23 protein-coding genes, 3 tRNA genes and 4 pseudogenes are annotated in these 21478 nt (G+C 58.0%); 19 read left to right on the forward strand and 11 right to left on the reverse strand.

Annotated features, from left to right (window positions below; all coding sequences use genetic code 11):
* Positions 1 to 87: 87 nt before the first annotated feature.
* Positions 88 to 204, reverse strand: a pseudogene (locus A3K90_RS04765) (imidazoleglycerol-phosphate dehydratase); the annotation flags it as partial.
* Between the two features lie 264 nt (positions 205 to 468).
* Here A3K90_RS04765 and A3K90_RS04770 point away from each other — a divergent pair.
* Together A3K90_RS04770 and A3K90_RS04775 are read left to right on the forward strand one after the other, a co-directional pair.
* Positions 469 to 885 carry a DUF6088 family protein gene (locus tag A3K90_RS04770; RefSeq protein WP_303681424.1) on the forward strand — a complete coding sequence of 139 codons (417 nt, stop codon included), beginning with the start codon at positions 469 to 471 and terminating at the stop codon, positions 883 to 885.
* Complete coding sequence (locus tag A3K90_RS04775) at positions 875 to 1774, forward strand: nucleotidyl transferase AbiEii/AbiGii toxin family protein (RefSeq protein WP_303681425.1); 900 nt, start codon at positions 875 to 877, stop codon at positions 1772 to 1774. Before A3K90_RS04770 ends, A3K90_RS04775 begins: the two co-directional genes overlap by 11 nt.
* 60 nt (positions 1775 to 1834) lie before the next feature.
* Here A3K90_RS04775 and hisB read toward each other — a convergent pair whose 3' ends face one another.
* Together hisB and A3K90_RS04785 are read right to left on the reverse strand one after the other, a co-directional pair.
* The gene (gene hisB / locus A3K90_RS04780; RefSeq protein ID WP_303681426.1) at positions 1835 to 2437 is read right to left on the reverse strand and encodes an imidazoleglycerol-phosphate dehydratase HisB; all 603 of its coding nucleotides are present in this window, start codon (positions 2435 to 2437) and stop codon (positions 1835 to 1837) included.
* Positions 2438 to 2445: 8 nt separating this feature from the next.
* Positions 2446 to 2688: a DUF2905 domain-containing protein gene (locus A3K90_RS04785; RefSeq protein WP_303681427.1), complete on the reverse strand. Its 243-nt coding sequence runs from the start codon at positions 2686 to 2688 to the stop codon at positions 2446 to 2448.
* An 87-nt stretch (positions 2689 to 2775) separates the two neighbouring features.
* Between A3K90_RS04785 and secG the strand changes: the two genes are divergently transcribed.
* The 4 genes from secG to A3K90_RS04805 all read left to right on the forward strand — a co-directional run bounded on the left by secG (position 2776) and on the right by A3K90_RS04805 (position 5203).
* Positions 2776 to 3120 (forward strand): preprotein translocase subunit SecG, encoded by a 345-nt coding sequence (gene secG, locus A3K90_RS04790; RefSeq protein WP_011357471.1) that lies wholly within the window; start codon positions 2776 to 2778, stop codon positions 3118 to 3120.
* An 8-nt stretch (positions 3121 to 3128) separates the two neighbouring features.
* A tRNA-Lys gene (locus A3K90_RS04795) sits at positions 3129 to 3203 on the forward strand.
* A gap of 353 nt (positions 3204 to 3556) precedes the next feature.
* Positions 3557 to 3715, forward strand: a complete 159-nt coding sequence (locus tag A3K90_RS04800; protein ID WP_303681428.1) for a DUF2934 domain-containing protein — start codon at positions 3557 to 3559, stop codon at positions 3713 to 3715.
* A 159-nt stretch (positions 3716 to 3874) separates the two neighbouring features.
* A complete protein-coding gene (locus A3K90_RS04805; RefSeq protein ID WP_303681429.1) occupies positions 3875 to 5203 on the forward strand; it encodes an LptF/LptG family permease in 1329 nt (442 codons plus the stop codon).
* Between the two features lie 36 nt (positions 5204 to 5239).
* Here A3K90_RS04805 and A3K90_RS04810 read toward each other — a convergent pair whose 3' ends face one another.
* Both A3K90_RS04810 and A3K90_RS04815 read right to left on the reverse strand, forming a co-directional pair.
* Positions 5240 to 5596: an acyl-CoA thioesterase gene (locus A3K90_RS04810; RefSeq protein WP_303681430.1), complete on the reverse strand. Its 357-nt coding sequence runs from the start codon at positions 5594 to 5596 to the stop codon at positions 5240 to 5242.
* A 27-nt stretch (positions 5597 to 5623) separates the two neighbouring features.
* Positions 5624 to 7267, reverse strand: a complete 1644-nt coding sequence (locus A3K90_RS04815; RefSeq protein ID WP_303681431.1) for an NFACT RNA binding domain-containing protein — start codon at positions 7265 to 7267, stop codon at positions 5624 to 5626.
* A 91-nt stretch (positions 7268 to 7358) separates the two neighbouring features.
* Between A3K90_RS04815 and A3K90_RS04820 the strand changes: the two genes are divergently transcribed.
* From A3K90_RS04820 to A3K90_RS04855, 8 genes are all read left to right on the forward strand, one after another.
* The gene (locus tag A3K90_RS04820) at positions 7359 to 7901 is read left to right on the forward strand and encodes a dCMP deaminase family protein (RefSeq protein WP_303681432.1); all 543 of its coding nucleotides are present in this window, start codon (positions 7359 to 7361) and stop codon (positions 7899 to 7901) included.
* The gene (ribD, locus tag A3K90_RS04825) at positions 7895 to 8995 is read left to right on the forward strand and encodes a bifunctional diaminohydroxyphosphoribosylaminopyrimidine deaminase/5-amino-6-(5-phosphoribosylamino)uracil reductase RibD (protein ID WP_303681433.1); all 1101 of its coding nucleotides are present in this window, start codon (positions 7895 to 7897) and stop codon (positions 8993 to 8995) included. Before A3K90_RS04820 ends, ribD begins: the two co-directional genes overlap by 7 nt.
* Positions 8996 to 9013: 18 nt before the next feature.
* Positions 9014 to 9430, forward strand: a complete 417-nt coding sequence (locus A3K90_RS04830) for a DoxX family protein (protein ID WP_303681434.1) — start codon at positions 9014 to 9016, stop codon at positions 9428 to 9430.
* Between the two features lie 9 nt (positions 9431 to 9439).
* Positions 9440 to 10228, forward strand: coding sequence for an ABC transporter ATP-binding protein (locus A3K90_RS04835; protein ID WP_303681435.1), 789 nt, complete (start codon positions 9440 to 9442; stop codon positions 10226 to 10228).
* A gap of 76 nt (positions 10229 to 10304) precedes the next feature.
* The gene (tpx, locus tag A3K90_RS04840; protein WP_303681436.1) at positions 10305 to 10805 is read left to right on the forward strand and encodes a thiol peroxidase; all 501 of its coding nucleotides are present in this window, start codon (positions 10305 to 10307) and stop codon (positions 10803 to 10805) included.
* Positions 10806 to 10954: 149 nt separating this feature from the next.
* Positions 10955 to 11608, forward strand: a complete 654-nt coding sequence (locus A3K90_RS04845) for a riboflavin synthase (protein ID WP_303681437.1) — start codon at positions 10955 to 10957, stop codon at positions 11606 to 11608.
* Positions 11609 to 12982 (forward strand): replication-associated recombination protein A, encoded by a 1374-nt coding sequence (locus A3K90_RS04850; RefSeq protein WP_303681438.1) that lies wholly within the window; start codon positions 11609 to 11611, stop codon positions 12980 to 12982. It abuts the gene before it with no gap.
* A 6-nt stretch (positions 12983 to 12988) separates the two neighbouring features.
* On the forward strand, positions 12989 to 14392 hold the full coding sequence (locus tag A3K90_RS04855) for a TolC family protein (RefSeq protein ID WP_303681439.1): 1404 nt from the start codon (positions 12989 to 12991) through the stop codon (positions 14390 to 14392).
* Here A3K90_RS04855 and A3K90_RS04860 read toward each other — a convergent pair.
* The 3 genes and pseudogenes from A3K90_RS04860 to A3K90_RS10290 form a co-directional block, all read right to left on the reverse strand.
* A complete protein-coding gene (locus A3K90_RS04860; RefSeq protein ID WP_303681440.1) occupies positions 14317 to 15309 on the reverse strand; it encodes a class I SAM-dependent methyltransferase in 993 nt (330 codons plus the stop codon). The genes A3K90_RS04855 and A3K90_RS04860 overlap by 76 nt on opposite strands.
* Positions 15310 to 15314: 5 nt before the next feature.
* Entirely contained in the window at positions 15315 to 15833 is a 519-nt protein-coding gene (locus tag A3K90_RS04865; RefSeq protein ID WP_011357484.1) for an HIT domain-containing protein, read from the reverse strand.
* Positions 15834 to 16355: 522 nt separating this feature from the next.
* Positions 16356 to 16727 (reverse strand): annotated as a pseudogene (locus tag A3K90_RS10290) (KilA-N domain-containing protein); the annotation flags it as partial.
* Between the two features lie 90 nt (positions 16728 to 16817).
* Between A3K90_RS10290 and A3K90_RS04875 the strand changes: the two are divergent.
* A complete protein-coding gene (locus A3K90_RS04875; protein WP_303681442.1) occupies positions 16818 to 18047 on the forward strand; it encodes an ATP-binding protein in 1230 nt (409 codons plus the stop codon).
* 149 nt (positions 18048 to 18196) lie between these two features.
* Positions 18197 to 18650 (forward strand): annotated as a pseudogene (locus A3K90_RS10295) (hypothetical protein).
* Between the two features lie 443 nt (positions 18651 to 19093).
* On the opposite strand, the pseudogene A3K90_RS10300 reads toward A3K90_RS10295, so the two are convergent.
* From A3K90_RS10300 to A3K90_RS04895, 3 genes and pseudogenes are all read right to left on the reverse strand, one after another.
* A pseudogene (locus A3K90_RS10300) lies at positions 19094 to 19271 on the reverse strand (response regulator transcription factor); the annotation flags it as partial.
* 278 nt (positions 19272 to 19549) lie between these two features.
* Positions 19550 to 19636, reverse strand: a tRNA-Leu gene (locus A3K90_RS04890).
* Positions 19637 to 19649: 13 nt separating this feature from the next.
* Positions 19650 to 19731: transfer RNA gene (locus A3K90_RS04895), tRNA-Leu, on the reverse strand.
* Between the two features lie 105 nt (positions 19732 to 19836).
* Here A3K90_RS04895 and A3K90_RS04900 point away from each other — a divergent pair.
* The 3 genes from A3K90_RS04900 to A3K90_RS10305 are packed head-to-tail and all read left to right on the forward strand — an operon-like array spanning position 19837 to position 21475.
* A complete protein-coding gene (locus A3K90_RS04900) occupies positions 19837 to 20430 on the forward strand; it encodes a phosphatase PAP2 family protein (RefSeq protein WP_303681443.1) in 594 nt (197 codons plus the stop codon).
* Entirely contained in the window at positions 20427 to 21113 is a 687-nt protein-coding gene (locus A3K90_RS04905) for a ferrochelatase (RefSeq protein WP_369690410.1), read from the forward strand. Before A3K90_RS04900 ends, A3K90_RS04905 begins: the two co-directional genes overlap by 4 nt.
* A complete protein-coding gene (locus A3K90_RS10305; protein ID WP_369690411.1) occupies positions 21110 to 21475 on the forward strand; it encodes a ferrochelatase in 366 nt (121 codons plus the stop codon). The genes A3K90_RS04905 and A3K90_RS10305 overlap by 4 nt, the downstream gene beginning before the upstream one ends.
* Positions 21476 to 21478 lie beyond the last annotated feature (3 nt).

Consider the following 21478-nt stretch of genomic DNA (forward strand, 5'->3'; position numbering starts at 1 on the left):
TCTTTTTTATTGTCCTGTCCTGTTCGCGTTCATGAGCTTGATGTGCATAGAGCAGGGTTGCCGGTAAGTCCGGCCGGGAGGCGATTGCTACAGCTCCCCTTTGGTAGAGGGGATGCCGCCTCCCTGAATACGGACGGCGTCTTTCATCGCCAGTGCGAACGCCTTGAACATGGCTTCGATCATGTGGTGCGTGTTGTGGCCGTCATGGCCGTCATGGCCGTCATGGCTCTCATGACCCTCAAGCAAGGCGATCTGGGTGTGCCGGCCTGCAGCCATGAGTAATACGGCGGGCGCATTGCCGCCAGCCGATAGCCGGTGAAAGCAGAAAGGGCAGGGGATAGGGATCCGCGCACATGGACGAAAGCCCGGGCAATGGAACCTTCAATGGGGGAATGGTTTGTGTTTGTTTAGACCTAACTGATTTATTTACATGTTGTTTCGGTATGCAATATGTCGTAAACTGACAATATGAAAAGCTTTCGAACAACACTACTCTCCCAGGTTCGCTCGCGCATTGATCGCAAGCGCAATGCTGTCGTGCTGCGTCAGGACTTTCGGGATCTCGGCAAGTACGATCAGGTTGGCCGCTGCTTGCTTCGTCTCGTCAAAGAGGGGCGGCTTATCAAAATAGGTCAAGGGATTTATGTCCGCGCTGCTGTATCGCCGCTTGATGAACAGCCAGCCCTTCCCAAAAGCCTCAATAGTCTGGCCGTTGAGGCGATGCAAAAAATGGGCATCCCCACAGGTCCTACGGCAACGGAACGCGATTACAACGAGGGCAAAAGCACGCAAGTCCCAACGGGACGCACTATCGGCGTCCGCAAGCGTGTTCGTCGCCGCATTGGATACAACGGGTACACGATGAAGTTTGAGCATGTCACGTAATCAGCTGCTGCCAAAAAAATCAGCCATTGAGCGTGCTGCCGGCGTACTCGTCACGACTGATGAAGCCTTCATTGAAAAAGATTGGCATGTCGTTCGAGCGCTTCGATTGCTGAATGGCCTGCAAAGTCAAGGATTGCAGCTGGCTTTTGGCGGGGGGACATCATTGGCCAAAGCAGGTCTGATCAAGCGGTTTTCCGAGGATGTGGATTTCAAAGCCACAATACAACCGGCAGGGCGCACACAGTATCGAGCAACGCGTAAAACAATAATTGAGACTCTGCTCGATGAAGGATTTTCGCTTGTCGCGGAACCAATGGTAAGCGATGAGAGTAGATTTTTTTCGTTGGAACTTGATTATGGGGCAACATTCTCGACCAGCCGTCGCTTACGAAAACACATCCGGGTAGAGGTTCGCTTTGTCCCGCCCAAAATACCCGTTGTGTTTCAACAGGTTCAATCTCTTCTGGGGCTCACTGAACAACAGCCCGCCGAAATCGGCTCAATGCCGTATGTCCATCCGGTCGAAATAGCTGCCGATAAACTCAGTGCGCTATCATGGAGGCTGCTTGATGACGAAGAAAGCCAGGATAAAACCCTCATACGGCATGTTCATGACATGGCGGCACTGGAACCCATGATTACTTCGAACGGGGCATTTCAAAACCTTGTTCGACAAGCCATGACGGATGATTTGAATCGCAGTCATATTCCTTTAGTGCAACGGCTTCGTCGGGTTATGACAGCGCTCAAAACAGCTGTTTGGAAAAAAGCCTATCAATCGTTCGTGCAGGATATGTCATTCGCTCGTGACGATGAAATCATTGCTTACGAAACGGCACTGAATGCCTGTGAGCGATTGATTGATCTGGTCGAGTGCAAACGGACATAAAAACTCTCTGAGCTGTAATGCTCAGCAGGGCTGCCGGTAAGTCCGGCCGTGAGGCGATTGCTACAGCACCCCTTTGGTAGAGGGGATGCCGCCTCCCTCAATACGGACGGCGTCTTTCATCGCCAGTGCGAACGCCTTGAACATGGCTTCGATCATGTGGTGCGTGTTGTGGCCGTCGAGGACTGCAATGTGGATGTTGGCCTTCAGTCCCGAGGCGATCGAGGTGAAAAAATGCCCGACCATTTCAGTAGACATGCCCTGGATGACAGGGCGACCGAATTCCGCCTTGACCACAGCGAAGCTGCGTCCTCCGAGGTCGACTGCCGCACGGGCGAGCGATTCATCCATCGGCACCAGTGCCGAACCAAAGCGCCTTATGCCGGCACACGAACCCAGAGCCTGCAGGATGGCGCTGCCGATAACGATGGCGACATCTTCCACCGAGTGGTGGTCGTCCACTTCCAGGTCTCCCTTGCAGATGACGGCAAGGTCGATGCGGGAGTGGCGGCTGAAGGAGGTAAGCATGTGGTCTAGAAACCCGACGCCGGTCTGGATGGAGCTCGTGCCGGTACCATCAAGAGAGAGGGTTGCGCTGATGTCTGTCTCGCTTGTTTTTCTCGTCACGGTGGCCTGTCTGGGGGCGCTGGTGGATGCTTCGGGCATGGCGGGTATCAGTGGTTGAATTTGTTGATGAGATAGATGATGAGGGAGAAGAGGGCAGAGAGGATGAGGGATGTTCCGAGCGGGAAGTAGAGCCGGAAGTTCTCCCGCTCAATCCGTATGTCGAGAGGCATCCTTCCAATCCATCCGAACAGGTCCGTATGGCCTGTCCTTGCAAGTATCAGGAGAAAAAGACCGCATAGAACAGCCGCGGAGCCGGCAATGACAAGGAATTTCCCTGCATCTGAAAACACGGCTTGCTATTTTTTTAAAAGTTTCTAAATTTAGGTCCTGTTCAGTTGAAAGATACGATATTTGCGAATTAATTAAAGCGGCTGGCAATGCATGTCTTTATCGTGATTATGGCTCTGCTTGCCTCGCTTATGCTCATCGGGGTCATCATGCTGCAGAACCCGAAAAGCGGCAGTGGCCTGACCGGCGGCATCGCAAGTCTCGGCACTGTGCAGACGCTCGGCGTCCGTCGTACCGGTGATTTTCTTGGCAGGGTGACGGCAGTGCTCGCAGGTGTGGTCATGGTTTTCTGCTTCATCGCGGAATTTACACTGCCCCAGCGGAGCGGAACGGCTGAGGGACGCAAAAGCATTCTGCAGGAAGAGGCCCCGGCCCTTCCCCAGCAGCAGCCGGCAGGCACTGTACCGGTGCTTCCCCAGATGCCTGCAAAATAAGGTTTCATGCACTCGTGGCTCAATGGTAGAGCAACTGACTCTTAATCAGTGGGTTGTAGGTTCGAGTCCTACCGAGTGCACCATATAAGATAAGGGTTTACGGGTTTTCCTGTAAACCCTTTCTTCATTTCTGACCGATTGAACGGTGCTTTCAAGGGTGCTTTGAATGTAGATCTTCCTTTCGAGTACACCTGCTTTTCATCCCTGTTCCATGATGACTGTGCAGGTGAAGGGGTGCAGCGTCGATACCTCCCTTGAAAAGGAGCCGGATCTGCTGAACCCGGCGACCCCTGTCTCTCTCAGTTTGCGCAATCGTCACATGAGCGGCCTTGCTAAATCAGCACCCCTTCAATAATATGGATGGTGCGTATTGCTTCTTGCAGTACGCATAATGCTGTACCGTTCGTGACGATGGCTAAATCAAAAATACACTACAATGTCAGATGAAACGTTTGAGAGGGCTGCTGAAACGCAGGAAGAGCGGGAAGAGCGGATTCGGCTTGCGGCTTATTTTCTCTGGAAAGAAAGCGGTGAACCCGAAGGCGCTGATCTGGATCACTGGCTGAATGCAGAAGAGTACGGCGAGGAGGAATGAACGGACTTTCGGGTTGAGTGTACCGGATTGCATAAAGGACTTACGGGGGCCACCTGTAAGTCCTTTTTTTTATTCGATCCGAACCTGAGGGCCGGGGCATCCCGGGGGTCCCTTGCGGTTTGTTTTTTGTGTATATTCCCCCAAACAGGAACCCCGCATATGAAAATCATCGACCGCTATATACTCAAGTCCCTCCTCGGTCCGTTTTTCCTTGCCTTCCTGACCATCATGTTCGTCCTCATCCTCCAGTTCTTTGCTAATTTCGCAGACCGGTTCATCGGTCGCGGGATCGACTTTATGTCGCTCATTGAACTGCTTGCGCTGCAGTCCGCCTGGATGGTGGGGCTTGCAGCTCCCATGGCTGTGCTCATCGGCGTTGTCATGGCGTTCGGCTCCCTGACGACCACCTCTGAAATGACCGTGTTCAGGGCTTCGGGCCTTTCGCTCTACCGGCTGATGCTGCCTGTTGTCATTGTCGGGTTCCTGCTCTCTCTTCTTGTTGAACGCTTCAACAACGTGGTTCAGCCTCAGGTCAAATACAAGGCGCGGTCGCTGATGAGTGACATCGCCAAGGCAAAACCCACATTCGGAATCACTGAAAACGCTTTTTCACCTCTCGTCGATGGCTACTCCATCCTGGTGCAGCAGGCCGACGAAAAAACCGGCAGTATCGGCGACATCATCATCTATGATGCGACCCGGAATGATTACCGGAGTGTCATCACCGCAAAGGACGGCCTCATCGATTTTTCCGCTGACGGTCGCTACCTTGTCATGACCCTCTCCGATGGCCAGATCCATGAGGTGCAGGTTCCCGGACACCGGCTTTACAGGAAGATGGAATTTGACCGGCACCGGTTCGTGTTTGAGTCGACCGGATTCGGTTTTTCCAGAAGTTCAGAGAACCGGGCCCGTTCGGGAGGCCATGAGCTGTCAGCCCGCGAACTGCTCTCGGTTGCCGAGGAGTACCGTCAGCAGGTAGAGGTGGCCGAGCGAAAGATCAGCATGCCGATCGACATGTTCGAGCAGGCCATTTCGGTTGTCGCCCCATCCAATGCCGTCAACTATCCGGGAGTCAGGGGCGGAAGCAATGTCCGTGCTGTCACGGCTGTTGCCGGATACATTGACCGACAGCTCGGTCTGGTGGAGAGTGAGCTGAAGGTCATCGACATGAACCAGATGCTCTACAACCGCTACATGGCCGAATACCACAAGAAATATGCTCTCGCGTTTGCCTGCTTCGTGTTTGTGCTGATCGGCGCGCCGCTCGGCGTTCTTGCCCGCAGGGGAGGGTTCGGGATCGGCGCAGTGCTCTCCCTTCTCTTTTTTGTGCTTTACTGGGCGCTGATGATTACCGGCGAGAATATGGCCGAGTGGGGTGTGCTTCCAGCTGCCGTGGCTATATGGATGGCTGATGGCGTCATTGCCGTCATCGGCATTACGCTGACCATCAGCCTGACCACCGCCGTTTTCCGCTCAAGCCGGTAAAGGGTTTCCCTAAGAGCACCCTTCCTTCTCACAGAGCTAACACGGCAGCGGTGTTTTATTGCCCTCTTCGTCAACCGCGACGAAGGTGATGTTGGTGCTGAAGGCCATGACCCGCTCACGATTCTCTATTTTTTCAGTGAAGACCTGCACGGTGTACTCCACCGAAGTGCGTCCGACTCGCTTCTTCGTGGTTTCAAAGCGGATGATGGTGCCGCCGCGGATGCTTTTGCGGAACTCGACCCGGTCCATTGCCACGGTGACGAAGTTGCAGCCGGGGTAGTCGAGGGTGACGGCGATGTAGCTGACCTCGTCGATCCATTTCAGGAGGTTGCCGCCGAAGAGGAACCCGTAGTGGTTGAGGTGTTCGGGGAGAACGAGTTTGAAGTTTTCCATGTCTTGAGGGATGTTGTTTGGGGGTGGTCAGGGGTTTGGCTGGCTGCCGTCTTTTGACGGGTGCACAAAGAGCACTCGCTCGCCCTCAACAACAACCTGGCCGGCGGGAAGATTCCTTCCCCGGCGGACATGTTTTTTCAGGGTCTGGATGACCGGGACCAGGCCGGAATGTTTGGCGGACGAATGCCAGGCGGCTATGGAGGCGGCCTTGAGGATTTCATCGGTATGATCCGGTCCCGATCCTCTCAGCACGCAGTGCGATCCGGAGGCTCCCCGGGCGTGGAGCCAGATGTCGTCCGGCTTTGCATGCTTGAAGGTCAACAGGTCGTTGTTCTGTGCGTTTCTGCCGATGAAGAGTGTCGCCCTGTCGGAGATCATGATGGTTCTGAAGGGCGTGGCTGCGCTTTTATTGCCCTTTCCCGTCAGGAGGACCGATGTCAGGGGCTGCTGCTGCAGCTCCTTTTTGAAGCGTGCTGCTTCGTGGGGGTTCCCGGGTTCCATGGAGCGAAGGAGTTCCTTCTTGATTGTTGCCTCCTGCCGCTCCAGCTCGGCTCTCCGTGTTTCCATGCCCTCCCTGCTGTTCCTCGCTTTGGCGGCTTTTCTGAAGTAACGGGCAGCGTTTTCCTGCAGGTTGAGTTCCGGCTGAAGCGGGATGGTGAGGTCGGGGGTGCCCTCCCGGAAGATGTTCCCGACGGTTATCGACGAGGGGTCGGTGCGCTCCCTGTAAAGCGAGGCGATAAGGAGGTGTCCGAAGGTTTCATGCGTTGCGCCAAGTTCCTCCAGAGCCTCGGGGTCCATTGCTTCGAGCTCCGTCCTGATTTTTTTCAGGCGGCTTTCAATGGCGCCCTGCACCTCCTTCATTTTTCCCTCGGTGTTCATCCTTCTGAGGGTTGCGGTGCTGTATGCCCTGAGCCCTTCAAGGACGCTTTCTGCCGCTTGCCCTCCGGCAGCCGGGCAGGCGAGGATGCTGAACTTCGGCGCTTCTGATGCTGAAGCAAGAAGATGCGGCGCAGGGTTCATGAGCTCAAAAGCAAGACTTTTGAACTGCAGGAAGAGGTTCTCTATCGAGGTGTCGCCCCCTCTGCGCCGGAGCAGTTCCCGCCCGAGCGCCCGGTCGAATCCCGGCAGTCCGGCATCCGGCTTTCTGCCGCTTTCTGCATTCCGCTCAATGTGCCGGTAAAACAGTTCCTGTGACCCGGCCAGGCGCTGGAGCTCGACTGCGATGGAGGGCTTGTCTTCTCCCGGGATGTCCGGGTGTGGCGGCACGGTTTCTTTTCCGAACGTTCTCTGGACCCGGCCGTCGGGGGAGAGGAGGAGGACTGCTGTTTTTGCGCCGAACACCTGAATGGCGAGAGCGGAGCCGTCCTCAAGGCTGATGCAGAGCTCCCTGTCCCGGGGGTGCATTGCTACTGCCCTTATTTTCATCTCCGCAACCTCGTTCCAGAGGGTTGCGCTGTTGATTTTTTTCCGGTGGTGCCCGTGCCGGGTGAAGATGGATACCTGCGGGCTGCGGGTGAAGATGACGAGTTCAAGGGGTTCGCCGGTGGCGGTCGTGCAGCTGAGGGTCATTTCTCCCTCTGCCTGCGAGTGGATGCCTTCGAGTGAACCGCCCTCCAGCGCCCGCTGGAGCTCGCCCTGTGCATGAAGGAGGGTAAAGTAATTGCGGTGCATCGGTGGCGAAAGGTTGCGTGTCGACGATCTTTTTCTCTATTTTAGAAAAAATGTCGGGTTTCTTTCACGAATGCTTGAAAATAAAAGGGTTATGGCCGAAGAGACTACTGGCGGCTGCTGCTGCGGCGGAGACGGGGGAGAAGGGAGCCCGGGGACTGAAAAAAGACTGGGATGGCATGAATATTTCATGAGCGTCGCTCATCTGATTTCCCGCAGGGCCACCTGCACGAGGGGCCATATCGGCGCGGTCATCGTGCGCGACCACAGCATCCTCTCTACAGGATACAACGGTGCGCCCTCCGGCCTTCCGCACTGCAACGAGACCAACTGCAGGATCTACCGCAGCACGCATCCCGACGGGACGGTGGAGGAGAACTGCGTGAATACCATCCATGCTGAAATCAATGCCATCGCTCAGGCGGCCAAGCACGGGGTCTCCATCAGCGACTCCGACATCTACATCACGGCAAGCCCCTGCATACACTGTTTGAAGGTGCTCATCAACGTGGGCATCAAGACCATCTATTACGACAAGCCCTACAAGATCGAGCATATCGCCGAACTCCTGCGCCTTTCGGGCATCAGGCTGGTGCAGGTGCATGTTGAAGAGCGTGATAAGGGCTGCACATGCTGACAGAGGCAGATGCCGGCTATATGGCCCGATGCATCGAGCTGGCACTCCAGGGCGCCGGCTCCGTCAGCCCGAACCCCATGGTCGGTTCCCTCATCGTGTGTGATGGCTCGGTCATCGGGGAGGGGTATCATATGCAGTGCGGCGGACCGCACGCCGAAGTGAACGCCATTGCCGCAGTTTGTGACCCGTCACTCCTTTCACGCAGCACCCTCTACGTGAACCTTGAGCCCTGTTCCCATTTCGGGCGCACGCCGCCCTGTTCCGATCTCATCATAGAGAAAAAAATCCCCCGGGTCGTTGTCGGGTGCCGCGATCCGAACCCGAAGGTTGCCGGCCGGGGGATTATGCGCCTCCGGGACAGCGGGGTCGATGTCTATGAAGGGGTGCTGGAAGCTGAGTGCCTGCGCCTGAACGAGGCGTTCATCACGAGTCATACTAAAGGCCGCCCGTTCGTGGCCCTGAAGATCGCCGAAACCCTTGACGGACGGATTGCAACTGCTGATGGCGCATCGAAATGGATTACCGGCAGCGAAGCCCGCAGGGAGGTCCACCGCCTCCGGAGCACGTATGATGCCGTGCTCGCCGGTGCGGCGACCGTGCTTCTGGACCGCGCGCAGCTGACTGTCCGTGACGTGGATGGGCCGAGTCCTCTCCGGGTGGTGCTGGACTCCGGGCTCCGGGTCCCGTTCGACGCTCCCGTCTTCAGCAGCGACGCTCCGACCCTCGTCTTTGCCGCCGGCAGGATGCAGGGCACCCCGGAGGCCTCGGCAGCCGAAAAGAAGGGGATTGAAGTGGTATTCACCCGTGAGGTCCCGGGAGGGCTCGATCTTTCTCAGGTGCTCCGGGAACTCCACCGGCGCGAAGTGCTTTCTCTCTTTGTCGAGTCGGGGAGCCGGCTTTCAGCCGCATTTGTCCGTGCCGGCCTTGCCGACAAGCTGCTGATGTTCATCGCCCCGAAACTCTTCGGCGCTGACGCCCTCCCCTCATTCGCACCCCTCGCTGTCGAGGCTCCCTCCGGGGCCGTCCAGCTCGAGTTCGGGCAATCGAAGGCGTTTGGCCGGGACATCCTGCTTGAAGCCTATTTCCAATCATAAACAACCGGGAGACTTTTGATGCTTGAGCGTTTTGTCAATAACAGCGACTTGGGTAAACTCCTGCTGCGCATCTCTGTCGGCGGCCTGATGCTGTTCCATGGGGTGCATAAACTCCAGCACGGCTACGCTTTCCTTGCCGGGATGCTGGAAAAGGCCGACCTGCCGGCCTATCTCTCCCACGGCATCCTCGTTGGTGAGATCCTGGCTCCGCTCTTCATCGTCCTCGGCCTCTATACCCGTCTTGCCGCCCTTACCGAGGTATTCGTCATGGTGATGGCCGTCTATCTGGCACACATGAAGGACCTTACCTCTTTTTCCGAGCACGGCGGCTACGTCCTTGAGCTTCAAGCGCTGTTCCTTTTCGGCTCCCTCGCCATCTTTTTTCTCGGGGCGGGCAGGTTCGCATTTTCTAAAGGCAGCGGCCTCTGGAAATAGGGGTGCGTTGTGAAGGAACTCTCTATCGACATCCGCAGCGTCACCGCATACCGTGGCGGAAGGCGGGTGCTGTCCGGTTTTTCTTTCCAGCAGGAGTCCGGGGTGCATACGGCAATCCTCGGTCCGAACGGATCGGGGAAGAGCACGCTCCTGCAGCTTGCAGCCTGCGAGCTCTACCCGGTCGATATGGCGGAGAGCTCCCTTGAGGTCTTCGGCCGCCGGAACTGGGATGTAAACCTGCTTCGCCGGCGCCAGGGCATCATCTCCCATGACATGCAGTCGCACTACCTCCCGGGAACGAGGGGTCTCGATGTGGTGCTTTCAGGGGCCCGGGCGAGCATCGGTACCTGGGCGCATCAGGAGTTCAGCGCCGAGGAGATGAGCCGGGCGGAAGTACTCATGAAAGAACTCGGTCTCGGTGGCCTTCGGGAGCGCAGGTTTGGTGACCTCTCGACCGGTGAGCAGCGGCGGTTCATTCTCGCCCGTGCGCTCTTTCTGGACCCTGAACTCCTGCTGTTCGATGAGCCGACCTCCGGACTTGACCTCAATGCCGCATTCCACTACCTCAAGACACTTCGCCGGCTGATGCAGCGGGAGAAAACGGTGCTTCTCGTGACCCATCATGTCCATGAGATACCTCCCGAAATCGGCCGGGTGGTGCATATGAAGGATGGGCGCATTGTTGCCGACGGTCCGAAAGAGGCCATGCTCACCGCTCCGCTTCTTTCTGAACTGTTCGATGTCCCGTTGCGGGTTGCCGCCGTGGAGGGCTGGTATCAGGTTTTTCCGGGGGAATGAGGGGAACTCTCTGTATCGACAGACGGTTCGTTTCTCCTCGGAGTCTTTTTTTTTCAAACCAATCAATGATTTTTTTATGGCCACCATCACCCTCAAGGGCAACCCTGTACACACATCCGGAACCCTTCCGGCCGTCGGCACTGAAGCTCCTTTTTTCTGCCTCGTGAAAACCGATCTCAGTGAAGCCGGTCCTGCTGATTTTGCCGGACGCCGGATGGTGCTGAACATTTTCCCGAGTCTGGATACAGCAGTCTGCGCTGCTTCCGTCAGGCGCTTCAACCAGGAGGCCGCTGCACTCGACAACACCGTCGTGCTCTGTATTTCAGCTGACCTTCCCTTTGCCCATAACCGGTTCTGCGAGCTTGAGGGGCTGAAAGATGTCATTGCGCTTTCCGTGTTCCGTTCCCCCGAGTTCGGCCGCGATTATGGTGTGACCCTGACCGACGGACCGCTGAAGGGCCTGCTTTCACGAGCCGTGGTCGTAGTCGACGCAGACGGTCGTGTGGCATACAGCGAGCAGGTCCCTGAAATCGTGCAGGAACCCGACTACGCAGCAGCCCTCAAGGCACTGCAGTGAGCTGAGGTTCTGTTTTTATCCAGAGAGAGAGAGAGAGAGAGAGAGTGTGTGTGGTGCCGGCCGTGAAGCCGGCACTCTTTCGTTGTGCGGCTTTGCCGGCAACGGGCGGGGCGATATATTGGGGAAAACTGCAAACAGGAAGGAAAGCAATGTTCACCGGAATAATAAAGGATGTCGGCCGCGTTCAGGCGCTTTCCCGTCACAAGGGGGGCCTGCGGCTCCGTGTCCGTTACAGCGGAGCAGAGAGCCTCGAAGGCCTCTCGGTCGATGAAAGCGTCAGCATCAACGGAGCCTGCCAGACAGTGGTCTCTATTGATGACCGCTCGTTCGAGGTCGATACCGTCGAGGAGACGCTGAAGAAAACGAGCCTCGGAGACCTCCATGAGGGCTCGCTGGTGAACCTTGAGCGCGCGCTCCGGCCCATCGACCGGCTCGGAGGGCATTTTGTCCTCGGCCATGTCGACTGCACCGCTCCGGTATCCTCGATACGTGATCTCGGAAGCAGCCGCGAGATCTCGGTCACCTTCCCCGAAGCGTTCTCCCCCCTGATCGTTTCTGCCGGTTCCATCACCATCGACGGAGTCAGCCTCACGGTTGCGCGTCTCGATGGGCTCCGTTTCACCGTCGCCCTCATTCCCTATACCTTCGCCCATACTACCCTTAACGCCCTCGTGGCGGGGAGCCGGGTCAACCTGGAGTTCGACATCCTTGGCAAATATGTGGCGCGCCAAACCGGTGCCGGCCCTCATCCATCCGGGGAATCGGTCATCAGCGAAGCATGGCTGCAGGAGCGGGGGTTCTAGGTGGCAGTTCCGATAAACAGCCAGCCGGACCTTTTCGGCTCACCTCCGCCCTCTTCGGGTGCCGGCGCGTTCCAGCCGCTTGCCGAGCGGGTTCGGCCCCAAAGCATCGATGAGATGGCCGGCCAGGAGCACCTTGTCGGCCCCATGGGGCCGCTGCGGCGCTTTCTCGGCGGGGGGCAGCTCCCCTCCATGATTTTCTGGGGGCCTCCCGGATCGGGCAAGACCACCCTTGCGGAAATCTGCGCCTCGGCGCTCGACTTCCGTTTCGAGCAGCTTTCCGCCATCGATTCCGGCGTGAAGGACGTGCGCAGGGTGCTTGAAAACGCAGCATCCTCAAGGGCAAGAGGGATCCGCACCCTGCTTTTCATAGACGAGATCCACCGATTCAACAAAGCGCAGCAGGATACGCTCCTGCACGCCATTGAACAGGGTGTGGTGGTGTTGATTGGCGCGACTACGGAAAACCCCTCGTTCGAGGTCAACGCCGCCCTGCTCAGCAGGATGCAGGTCTATACCCTTAAATCCCTCGGCCCTGAAGACATCCGCCTGGTCGTTACCCGGGCCCTTTCAGTCGATCCGCTGTTCCGGGACCGCCATGTGCAGGTGGAGGACATGGAGTTCCTGCTCCGGTTTTCGGGAGGTGACGCCCGAAAGGCACTCAACGCCCTTGAGGCTGCGTTTCTGCTTATTGCGGAGGATGAGGACCCGGCGCTTATCGGCAGGGATCTCTTTGAGCGCGCGCTCCAGCACCGTGCCCCGATTTATGACCATGGCGGGGAGGCGCACTATAATACGGTCTCTGCCTTCATCAAGTCCATGCGGGGTTCCGACCCCGATGCCGCATTGTTCTGGCTGGCCCGCATGATTGAAGGGGGAGAGGATCCCCGCTTCATTGCCCGGCGCCTTGTCATATTCGCCAGCGAGGATATCGGCAACGCCGATCCCTACGCCATAACCCTCGCCGTATCTGTTTTTCAGGCGGTTACATTGATCGGCATGCCGGAAGCCCGCATCAACCTTGCCCAGGGGGTGACCTATCTGGCATCGTGTCCGAAGTCGAACGCATCATACATTGCCGTCAACCAGGCCCTTGCGGAGGCTGCCTCGCTGCAGGACCTTGCGGTGCCGAAGCACCTCTGCAATGCCCCGACGAAGTTCATGAAGCAGGAGGGCTATGGGGCCGGTTACCGCTACCCGCACGATTTTCCGAACCATTTTGTCCGTGAACGGTATTTCCCGGACGGTATGGAACCAAAACCCTACTACCGCCCCGTCGAAGAGGGGAGGGAGAAGTATCTCGCCGAACGCCTCCGCTCGCTCTGGGACGACCGGTACGGTGCCCCGGACACCGGGAACGCAACCACAAATTCCTGAACGCCGATGTTCCGCTTTTCCACCCTTACGGTTCTTCTCTGCGCCCTGCTCATGCCTCTCGTTGCCCATGCAGCGCCGGGTTCCCCCGATACCCTCCAGGCACCCCTCCATGCCCCCCTCCGGGTGTCGGTCGCCGATGCCGTCCGCATAGGAATGGAGAAGAGCCGCCGGCTGGAGATCGCCCGGCTTGAATGCGACATGAGCGCGGCAAAAGTCCGTGAGGCATGGTCGCCGATCCTTCCGCAGCTGAGCTCCGGGTTCACCTACACCCGCTCGCTGAAGTCATCGGTGCTTTTTTTCCCCTCATCATTTGGAGCCGTCGAGGGTAATCAGTCGGGATTCACGCCGATCAACATCAGTGCCGACAACTCCGGCAAGGCTACCCTGGACCTGCAGCAGTCCATCTTCAACGGTGCGGCATTTGCCGGCATCCGGGGTGCCGGGATCGTGAAGAAAATCAGTGCCGAGGCATACCGCGATGCTGAATCGGTGGTCGTTGCCGACATCAGGATGGCATATTTCGACGCGCTCATATCTCGTGACCAGCTGCAGCTCGTGCGGGACAGCATCGAGCGCTGGGAAGAGGCCCGGAAGGATACCGGGGCGATGTTCCGTCAGGGCGTGGCAGCCGACATCGATACCCTGAAAGCCTATCTCTCGGTCGAAAACCTCCGCCCCGACCTCATCCAGGCAGAAAACAGGGTCCTGAACACATTGACCCGCCTGAAGAACGCAATAGGCCTTGATCCCGCCGTTCCGCTTTTGCTGACCGACTCGCTCTCGGTTCCGGTGGCGACCTATCCCGCCGATGCCGCCATTGCCTGGCGTGAAGCACTCCGGGCAAGGCCGGACGTCCGCCAGCTCGAACTGCAGGTTGAGGCAGAGCGTGAAAAAATCAGTGCAGCCCGGGCCGAGCGCTTCCCCACGCTGACCGCCTTCGGCGAACTTGCTTCCCAGACCGCCTTCAACGACGATACCTATATTGAGGACTCCGTCTGGCCGGTCTCCTCGTCGGTCGGTCTTCAGCTCAGCCTGCCGATATTCACCGGGTACCGGATCAGTGCGAGGGTGGAGCAGGCAAAGATTGCCAGGTTTCAGTCCATGGCGCGGCTCGAGGACCTGAAGGCCAACGTGCTGGCTGAGCTGGAGGTGCGACTCTCGAATATGCGGGAGGCCCGCAAACGCATTGATGTGCAGTCGAAGACCATCGGGATGGCGGAGCGGAGTTACCGGATCTCGCTCTTGCGGTTCCGTGAAGGGGTTGGTTCACGCCTTGAACTGACGGACGCCGAACTGCAGCTGAACAAAGCCCGTACCAACTACCTGCAGGCGGTCTACGACTGCCTTTCAGCAGATGTTGCGCTTGATCGTTCGCTCGGCCGCACGCCATCTCCTGGCGGGGAGAACTGAACGCCGGGAGCTTCTTTTCCTCTCCGGAACTCCCGGACAATGCCCGCCCCGTCCTCCGTTTTCAGCATGCCCCGAAGGGCGAAGAGCCCGCCCTTCAGAAGCGCCAGCGCTTTTCTTGCGGCGTGCATTCCTTGTTTTCCTCTCCTGCACCGCAGTTCCTCGCTCATGTAGGCATTGAAGAGGGCATCGGGCGCCCACGCCTTGAATGTCATCCGCCTCAGTCCGTATGTTTCTGCCAGCCGTTCCAGCGTCCCCGACGGGAAATGCCACAGGTGGCGCGGGGCATCCCACGCCACCCAGTCTGGACCGTAATGGGCTGCGTCAAGTCCGGAGGGGTTGGGGAGAGTGATAAGGAGACGGCCTTCGGGGGCGAGGAGCCGGGAGAGCTGTCCGAGGGCGGCATCAAGCTCAGGGAGATGTTCGAGCGCATGCCAGAGCACGATCCGCTGGAACGGCCCGGAAAGCGGAGGAAGGTCGCTGAGTGAAGGGTAGAGGGTGAGTTTGAAGCGCTCACGGGCGAACGATGCCGAGGCGGGGTCCGGCTCGATGCCGATCATATTGCTGCGGCTGAACCCGTGATGGAGGGCCAGGTGTTCCAGCAGGGTGCCGCGGGCGCAGCCGATTTCAAGCACACGGGCTTTTCCCGGCTCGGCGATGCCTTTTGCCACGAGCCGGGCCCTTCGGTGGAGGAGCAGGGCTGATGCCGCAAGGTAGAGTCTGTCAGGAATGCTCTCGGCCTTTTGCAGATGGGGTGAGTAGGCGTTGTGGCGGTAGTGGGCGGCCATCTCAAGCGGACCCGGTGGATCCAGAAGGCTGATGATGCCGGTTTCGGGGTCAAGGGCGAGCGGCCAGCAGTCGCCCTTTTCCGGGGTAAACCGGTCGGGGACGGTGAGGAACGGGACAGGATCAATCGGCACAGCCTCTAGTCGGCGGATTCTTCGAGCAGGTCCCCGATTGCCTGTTTCAGGTTCCGGTAGAGGGCATGCATGTCGTTGCTCAGCACCTTGGCGTCTGCCAGTACCGGCATGAAGTTGGTGTCGCCCTCCCAGCGGGGAACGATGTGGAAGTGGATATGGGTGTCGACGCTGCCGCCGGCCACGCGGCCGAGATTGGCGCCGAAGTTGATGCCCTGGGGACGGAGGGTGCGCTCTAAAGCCTTGATGGCGAGGTCGGTGAGTTCCATGACCTCGAGTTTCGTTGCCGCGTCAAGCCCCGAGAACTCTGCGGTCTGCAGGTAGGGGATCACCATGAGGTGCCCGCAGTTGTAGGGGTAGAGGTTCATGATGATGAAGCAGTGCTCTGCGCGGTGAAGCACGAAGCGCTCTTCGTCCTCTTCCGGGGGAATGTCGGCGAACACCGAGCGCGAGGGGTCCGTCGGTGTTTTTTCGTCCTTGAAGGACTGCATGTAGGTTTCGCGCCACGGGGAGTACATTCTCTGCATCGTTACGAGGATCTTCGAATGGTGTTAGTTGTATCCAACGGTGGGAATCGAAACATCAATGGGGGGTAAGGCTTTTATGCTGTGCAGTTCTTTTTGTCCCCCTGAAAATGCCCCTCAATACACACCTCGTTCAATCAATTCAAAATATATCTAAAAGCTGGTAGAATCCCTCCTGATGATTCCGGGGGTCATGCTACCCTGATTCGCCCGCAGCCCGGTACCCGGTTCAGTCAACCCATGCGGGGGGTGCCAGCTATTCAATTGAGATCCGAGCATTGAGGCACCGAGGCGCAAGGACCTCTCTGTCGGAGCTGGCGCAGACTATCAGGAACAGCAACCACAGCACGCTTGTGAAGAATGCGGATGATGATGCAGGCGGGAGAGCGGGCAGGGTGGTGATCATGGCGGACAGTACGGATCCCTGGCAAGAAGCCGTATCTGCTGCAGCCGATGCTGTTCCAGCTGGAGGGGCTGCTCAAGGCGATTGAGAAGACGGAGGCGCTGGAATTCCTTGATGCGCTAGAGCTTGAACTCGACCGAGATCCACGCGGCGAACTCCAGGGCGATGTCGAAGTGGGCATAGGTGCCCCCATAACGTCCGGCCCTGGACTGGATGGCGATGGCACCGGTGCGCTCAATCCATTGCTTCGGCGTGAGCGTGAAGCTGTTGAGCCCTGCCTGCATTCTAAACCGATCGAATTCGACGGGATTAAACCCGGGATTGTTGATCTGTTCCCAGAGTCCGAGGAACTCGAGAGTGTTGCCGTTGCGCAGCCGGTTGCCGATCAGGTCGTCAGTCGGGATGATTTCTCTGTAGCGGGCGATGTCGGCAAGGCAGACATAATCCTGATCGTTGAGGCCGGTGAGGCTGATTTTACCCCGGCTTTCGGGTATCCGCGCTGATCGTTCGGTTGGTTACTCTTTTGATTTCTGCTTTCCTTTTTTGTCGTGTATATTGGGGTATAATTCCAATATACACGAATCATGTACGAAAGGACATTACAGAAAGCGGTTCACAGGGTCAGCGAGAGTTTCCCTGTGCTTCTGCTGACCGGGCCCCGGCAGGTCGGCAAGACAACCCTGCTTGAGTTGTGCGCAGGGGACCATGCCTCCGCAGGGCGCCGGTATGTCACGCTCGATGATCTGGACGCCCGCAGCCTTGCCTGCGAGGATCCGGCGCTTTTCCTCCAGAGATGGCCGCCTCCGCTGATCATCGACGAGATTCAGTACGCTCCCCAGCTTTTCAGTGCCATCAAGGTTATCGTCGATCGGGAGAAGCGCAACGGGATGTTCTGGATGACGGGCTCTCAGAAGTTCCACTTGATGCGCGGCATTACCGAAAGCCTTGCCGGGCGGGTGGCCGTCCTGGATCTTCTTGGTCTTTCCCGGGCCGAACTCGCCGGACGTTCGGCAGCGTCGCTACCGTTCGTTCCGACTGCCGACTGGATAGCCCGCTCGCGTGAAGCCGGGACGGTGCCGCTGATGGATCTGTACCGGGAGATCTGGATCGGTTCGTTTCCTCGTGTGCACGAGCATGGCCCCGATGTGCGGGACCTGTTCTATCGATCGTACATCCAGACCTATATCCAGCGCGATGTACAGGATCTGCTGCGCATTTCGGACCAGATGGCCTTCCATCGGTTCCTGGTGTCCGTTGCCGCCCGTACGGGCCAGCTCCTGAACTATGCGGCACTTTCGCGGGATACGGGCATCGACAACAAGACGGCCAGGGTCTGGCTGTCTGTGCTGGAGGCGTCGGGGCTGGTATACCTTTTGCAGCCTTATCATACCAATCTGACGAAACGGCTCGTAAGGGCCCCGAAGCTGTATTTCCTTGATACGGGGCTTGCCTCCTACCTGACCCGCTGGCCCGATCCGGCCTCCCTTGAGGCCGGAAACATGTCGGGAGCGATACTGGAAACCTGGGTCGTCGCCGAGGTCATCAAGAGCTATTGGCACCAGGGCCTGGAATGCGGCATCTATTTCTATCGTGACGATGACCAGAACGAAATCGATTTGCTCATCGAGTCGGGCGACACCTTCTTCCCTGTTGAAATCAAAAAGACCGCATCGCCGAGGAAGACGGTCCGTACACAGTTTGGCGTACTGGACAGGCTCGGCCGCCCTGTCGGCCCGGGGGCGGTTCTGTGCATGGTTGAACGGGATGTTCCTCTCACCTCGACCGTTACGGCCATCCCCGTCGGGTATTTGTGAGAGCCGGTTTCGCCGAACGGAGGGTTATGGCCGCCGGTTCGTCTCCTGCGGCCTGAACGTCTTTTTTTTGCTGTGACAGCCGTTGTCCGATCTCCGGCGGTATGCTATGGGGGTTAAGCATGTACTGAACCCACTGACGCCGCCAGCATATGAAGAAGATCCTCTACCTTGACATGGACAACACCCTCGTCGATTTCCGTTCGGGCATCGACGCCCTGAAACCCGACGACCTCAGGCGTTACGAGGGGCGCTACGATGACGCGCCCGGCATTTTCCGCTTGATGGTGGAGCCGATGGAGGGCGCTCTCGAGGCGTTCAGGGAGCCTCCCTGCTCTTTGATACCTACATCCTCTCCACCGCCCCTAGGGAGAACCCCTCGGCCTGGAGCGACAAGCTGCGCCGGGTGAGGAAGCATCTCGGCAACGCCGCGCGCAAGCGGCTCGTCCTCTCCCACCACAAGCACCTAAATATCGGCGACTTCCTCGTCGACGACCGCCACGACGCCAACGGGTCGGACCGGTTCCAGGGCGAGCTGATACATTTCGGGGCATAGGGTTCCCCGACTGGGGGAGCGTTACAGAGTACCTGGCGGGCAGGGCGTGAGTCGGGCGTTCCATGCGGATGTTCATTTTTCGCCGGTGTCCGTTATTTTTGAACAGTGCGCTTTTGTGAACGGCGGGCGGTGCCCTCACGGCCGTGCCGGTAAAATCGGGGAGGCAGACGATGCGGACGGAGAAAAAGATCGGGCGGCCATAGTCGTGCATATTGGAACAAGAGTCCATATCGCACGGCTCATGATTGCTTCATGGTTGCTTCATGGTATGCGGCCCCTTACGGCAACGCAAACAATCAGCAGGGAGGATCGGCCAATGCCCTGGTGAAGAACGACAGGAGCCCCTTGATCTTATTCGTCAGGAAGCATTGATACCCCATGGAGACAAACTGCGCGAACTGCCGTCCCCGCTAGTTGTCGGGATACCATGTGCGTGGCCTTGCTCCTGTGTTAAGCTGCTCCGCGGTTGTGGTCATTCAGTTGGCGGCAGCATTCAACTCCAGCCCTGCTTCAGCGCATGGGTGGCTAATGACGTACGTGAAGGGACCAGCCATTGCCGGAGCATGTTTGAGACATGGACCCTGACCGTAAAGCAGGAGATGTCGAGCGCTGCGGCTACTTCCTTGTTCGGTGAGGCCCCGGGCAATCAATCGCAATACGTCCCGTTGGCGTCGGCATGAACCCTCCGGCTCGATGAGAGCGCCCCATGTGGCTTCGGAGATGGGGCGGTGTTTCAGGTGCGCCTGGCGTAGAGTGGGGCGGTTAGGGGTGGTATTGTAGGGGTATTTTGGTTCGTGAGTAAAAACGAATCCAGAATGTGCCCCTAAAAGACGTCCTGTAATGCTGATGATTCAAGCCGGTGATGGCAGAATCAGCCGAAGGGGAAAAAGAGAAACCCCTTATTTATAAAGGGGTTTCGGGATTCCTTCCTCGGTGTGCATATGTCTTGTGGTACCAAAGGTGGGACTCGAACCCACACGGGGATTAGCCCACTGGATTTTGAGTCCAGCGCGTCTACCAGTTTCGCCACTTTGGCATGCAGGCAAGGGTGCGAGAGAAGGGACTCGAACCCTTACGCCTCACGGCACTAGTTCCTAAGACTAGCGTGTATACCAATTTCACCACTCTCGCAGGATTGAGAATATATAAATGGATTTTAACTTATTAAAAATTATCTTTCCAAATACTTTTCAGAGCGTAATACGCTGAAATCCATTGAGTTAATCCGCTGTGCCCGTGCAGTTTGACCAGCATCGTCTAGCAACCTTCGTTTCATGGGTGATCAGCCCCGTGGTCGTCGCTCCGGCGGCCTATCTGGCCGTCATCCTTCTCGGCCTCAGGGCCGACCCTGAACGGTTCAGCTACCTCACAATCCTCTTTTCAGCCAGCACCTTCGCCCCGATGGCCCTTATTTACGGCCTGAAGAAGACCGGCCGGGTGTCGGACTACAACATCTCGTTCCGGGAGCAGCGCTTCCTTCCCCTTCTGGTGCTGGTGGTGGTCAACGCCATCGGCTATGAGTTCATGCAGCAGATGCATGCCCCGCGGCTGCTCAGCGGCATCCTCCTCTTCAATGCGGTGAACACCGTACTCATTCTCCTCGTCACCCTTCAGTGGAAGATCAGCATCCACCTGTTCACCTTCACATCTTCGGTTGCCCTGCTGTTCCTGCAGTTCGGACCGGCCGCCCTCTGGGCCCTTCCGGCCGTTCCGCTGCTCATGTGGTCGAGGATGGTCCTGAAGGCCCACAACTTCATGCAGACTCTCGTCGGAGCCATCATCGGGTTCTCGGTCATGTATGTGGAGCTGAGGTGGTGGACGGGGCTGTGAAGAGAAAACGCTACGCGGTCGTCGTGGTCACATACGGGGAGGTGGAGAAGCTTACCCTCCGCAACCTCTGGCCGAGTTCCCGACGGATCCTCAAGGTAATCACGAGCCAGATCGTCAAGGTCCCCCGTTTTCTGGTCTACCTTATTGCAGACTACCGCTCAATCAAGCACTTCATCAACTGGCGTCTCAGCGGTTACCGTTCGTCCCTTCAGGCCATAAACCGCAGGCAGACTGCCCAGCTCCGCCAGAGTCTCAGTACTCGGGCGCCGGAGCTGCCGGAAGATGTGGATATAGACGTGCTCGATGCATACTATTTCGTGCCGCCCTACCTTGAAGATATGCTCGCCGGACTGAAGCGGGAGTATGATGGAATCGTGGTGGTGCCGATGATCCCCGTCGAGTCGGCGTTTTCCTGCGGTGTTGCATGCCGGATGGTCGAGGATACTTACGGCGACACCCGATACAGCAGCGTCCGGCTCATGAACCGGTTCTGGTCGGACGACGCCCTGCACCGGATTTACGTGGACCACCTTTTCAGCAAGCTGGAGGGAAGCTCGTTCATGGAGTCCCGAAAGAAGCTCGGTCTCGTGCTCGTGATTCACGGAACCCTTGTCCGCGACCGCGCGGGCAACCCCCGAAGGTGTTTACCGGGCTCGATGAAACCGGCCGTTTCTTCGAAATGATGAAGCGCCGCATCATGGAGGACCCCCGGAACGTCTTCACGGACATCCGCCAGGGCTGCATGAACCACACGGCAGGAGGGGAGTGGACCTCCGAGACCGTTGAAAAGGCGCTGGAGGAGTTCCGGCGGGAGGGGTGCCGGGGCGTGGTGATGTTCCCGTACGGTTTTTTTGCCGATAACAGTGAAACCGAGTACCAGGCCCGTGAGCTTCTGGAGTCAGCCGGCTTCCCTCTGTCGCGTTATGTGCCCTGCATCAATGACTCACCGGCATTTGCCGGGTGGCTGGCCGGAAAGGTGCTCGGTGAGCTCAACCGGCTCAGCAATATCCAGAAGGCTTATGAAAGCCTTGAACCGAAACCCTGACCA

The organism is Pelodictyon luteolum, from assembly GCF_001622165.1.
GTDB classification, from domain to species: domain Bacteria; phylum Bacteroidota; class Chlorobiia; order Chlorobiales; family Chlorobiaceae; genus Chlorobium; species Chlorobium luteolum_B.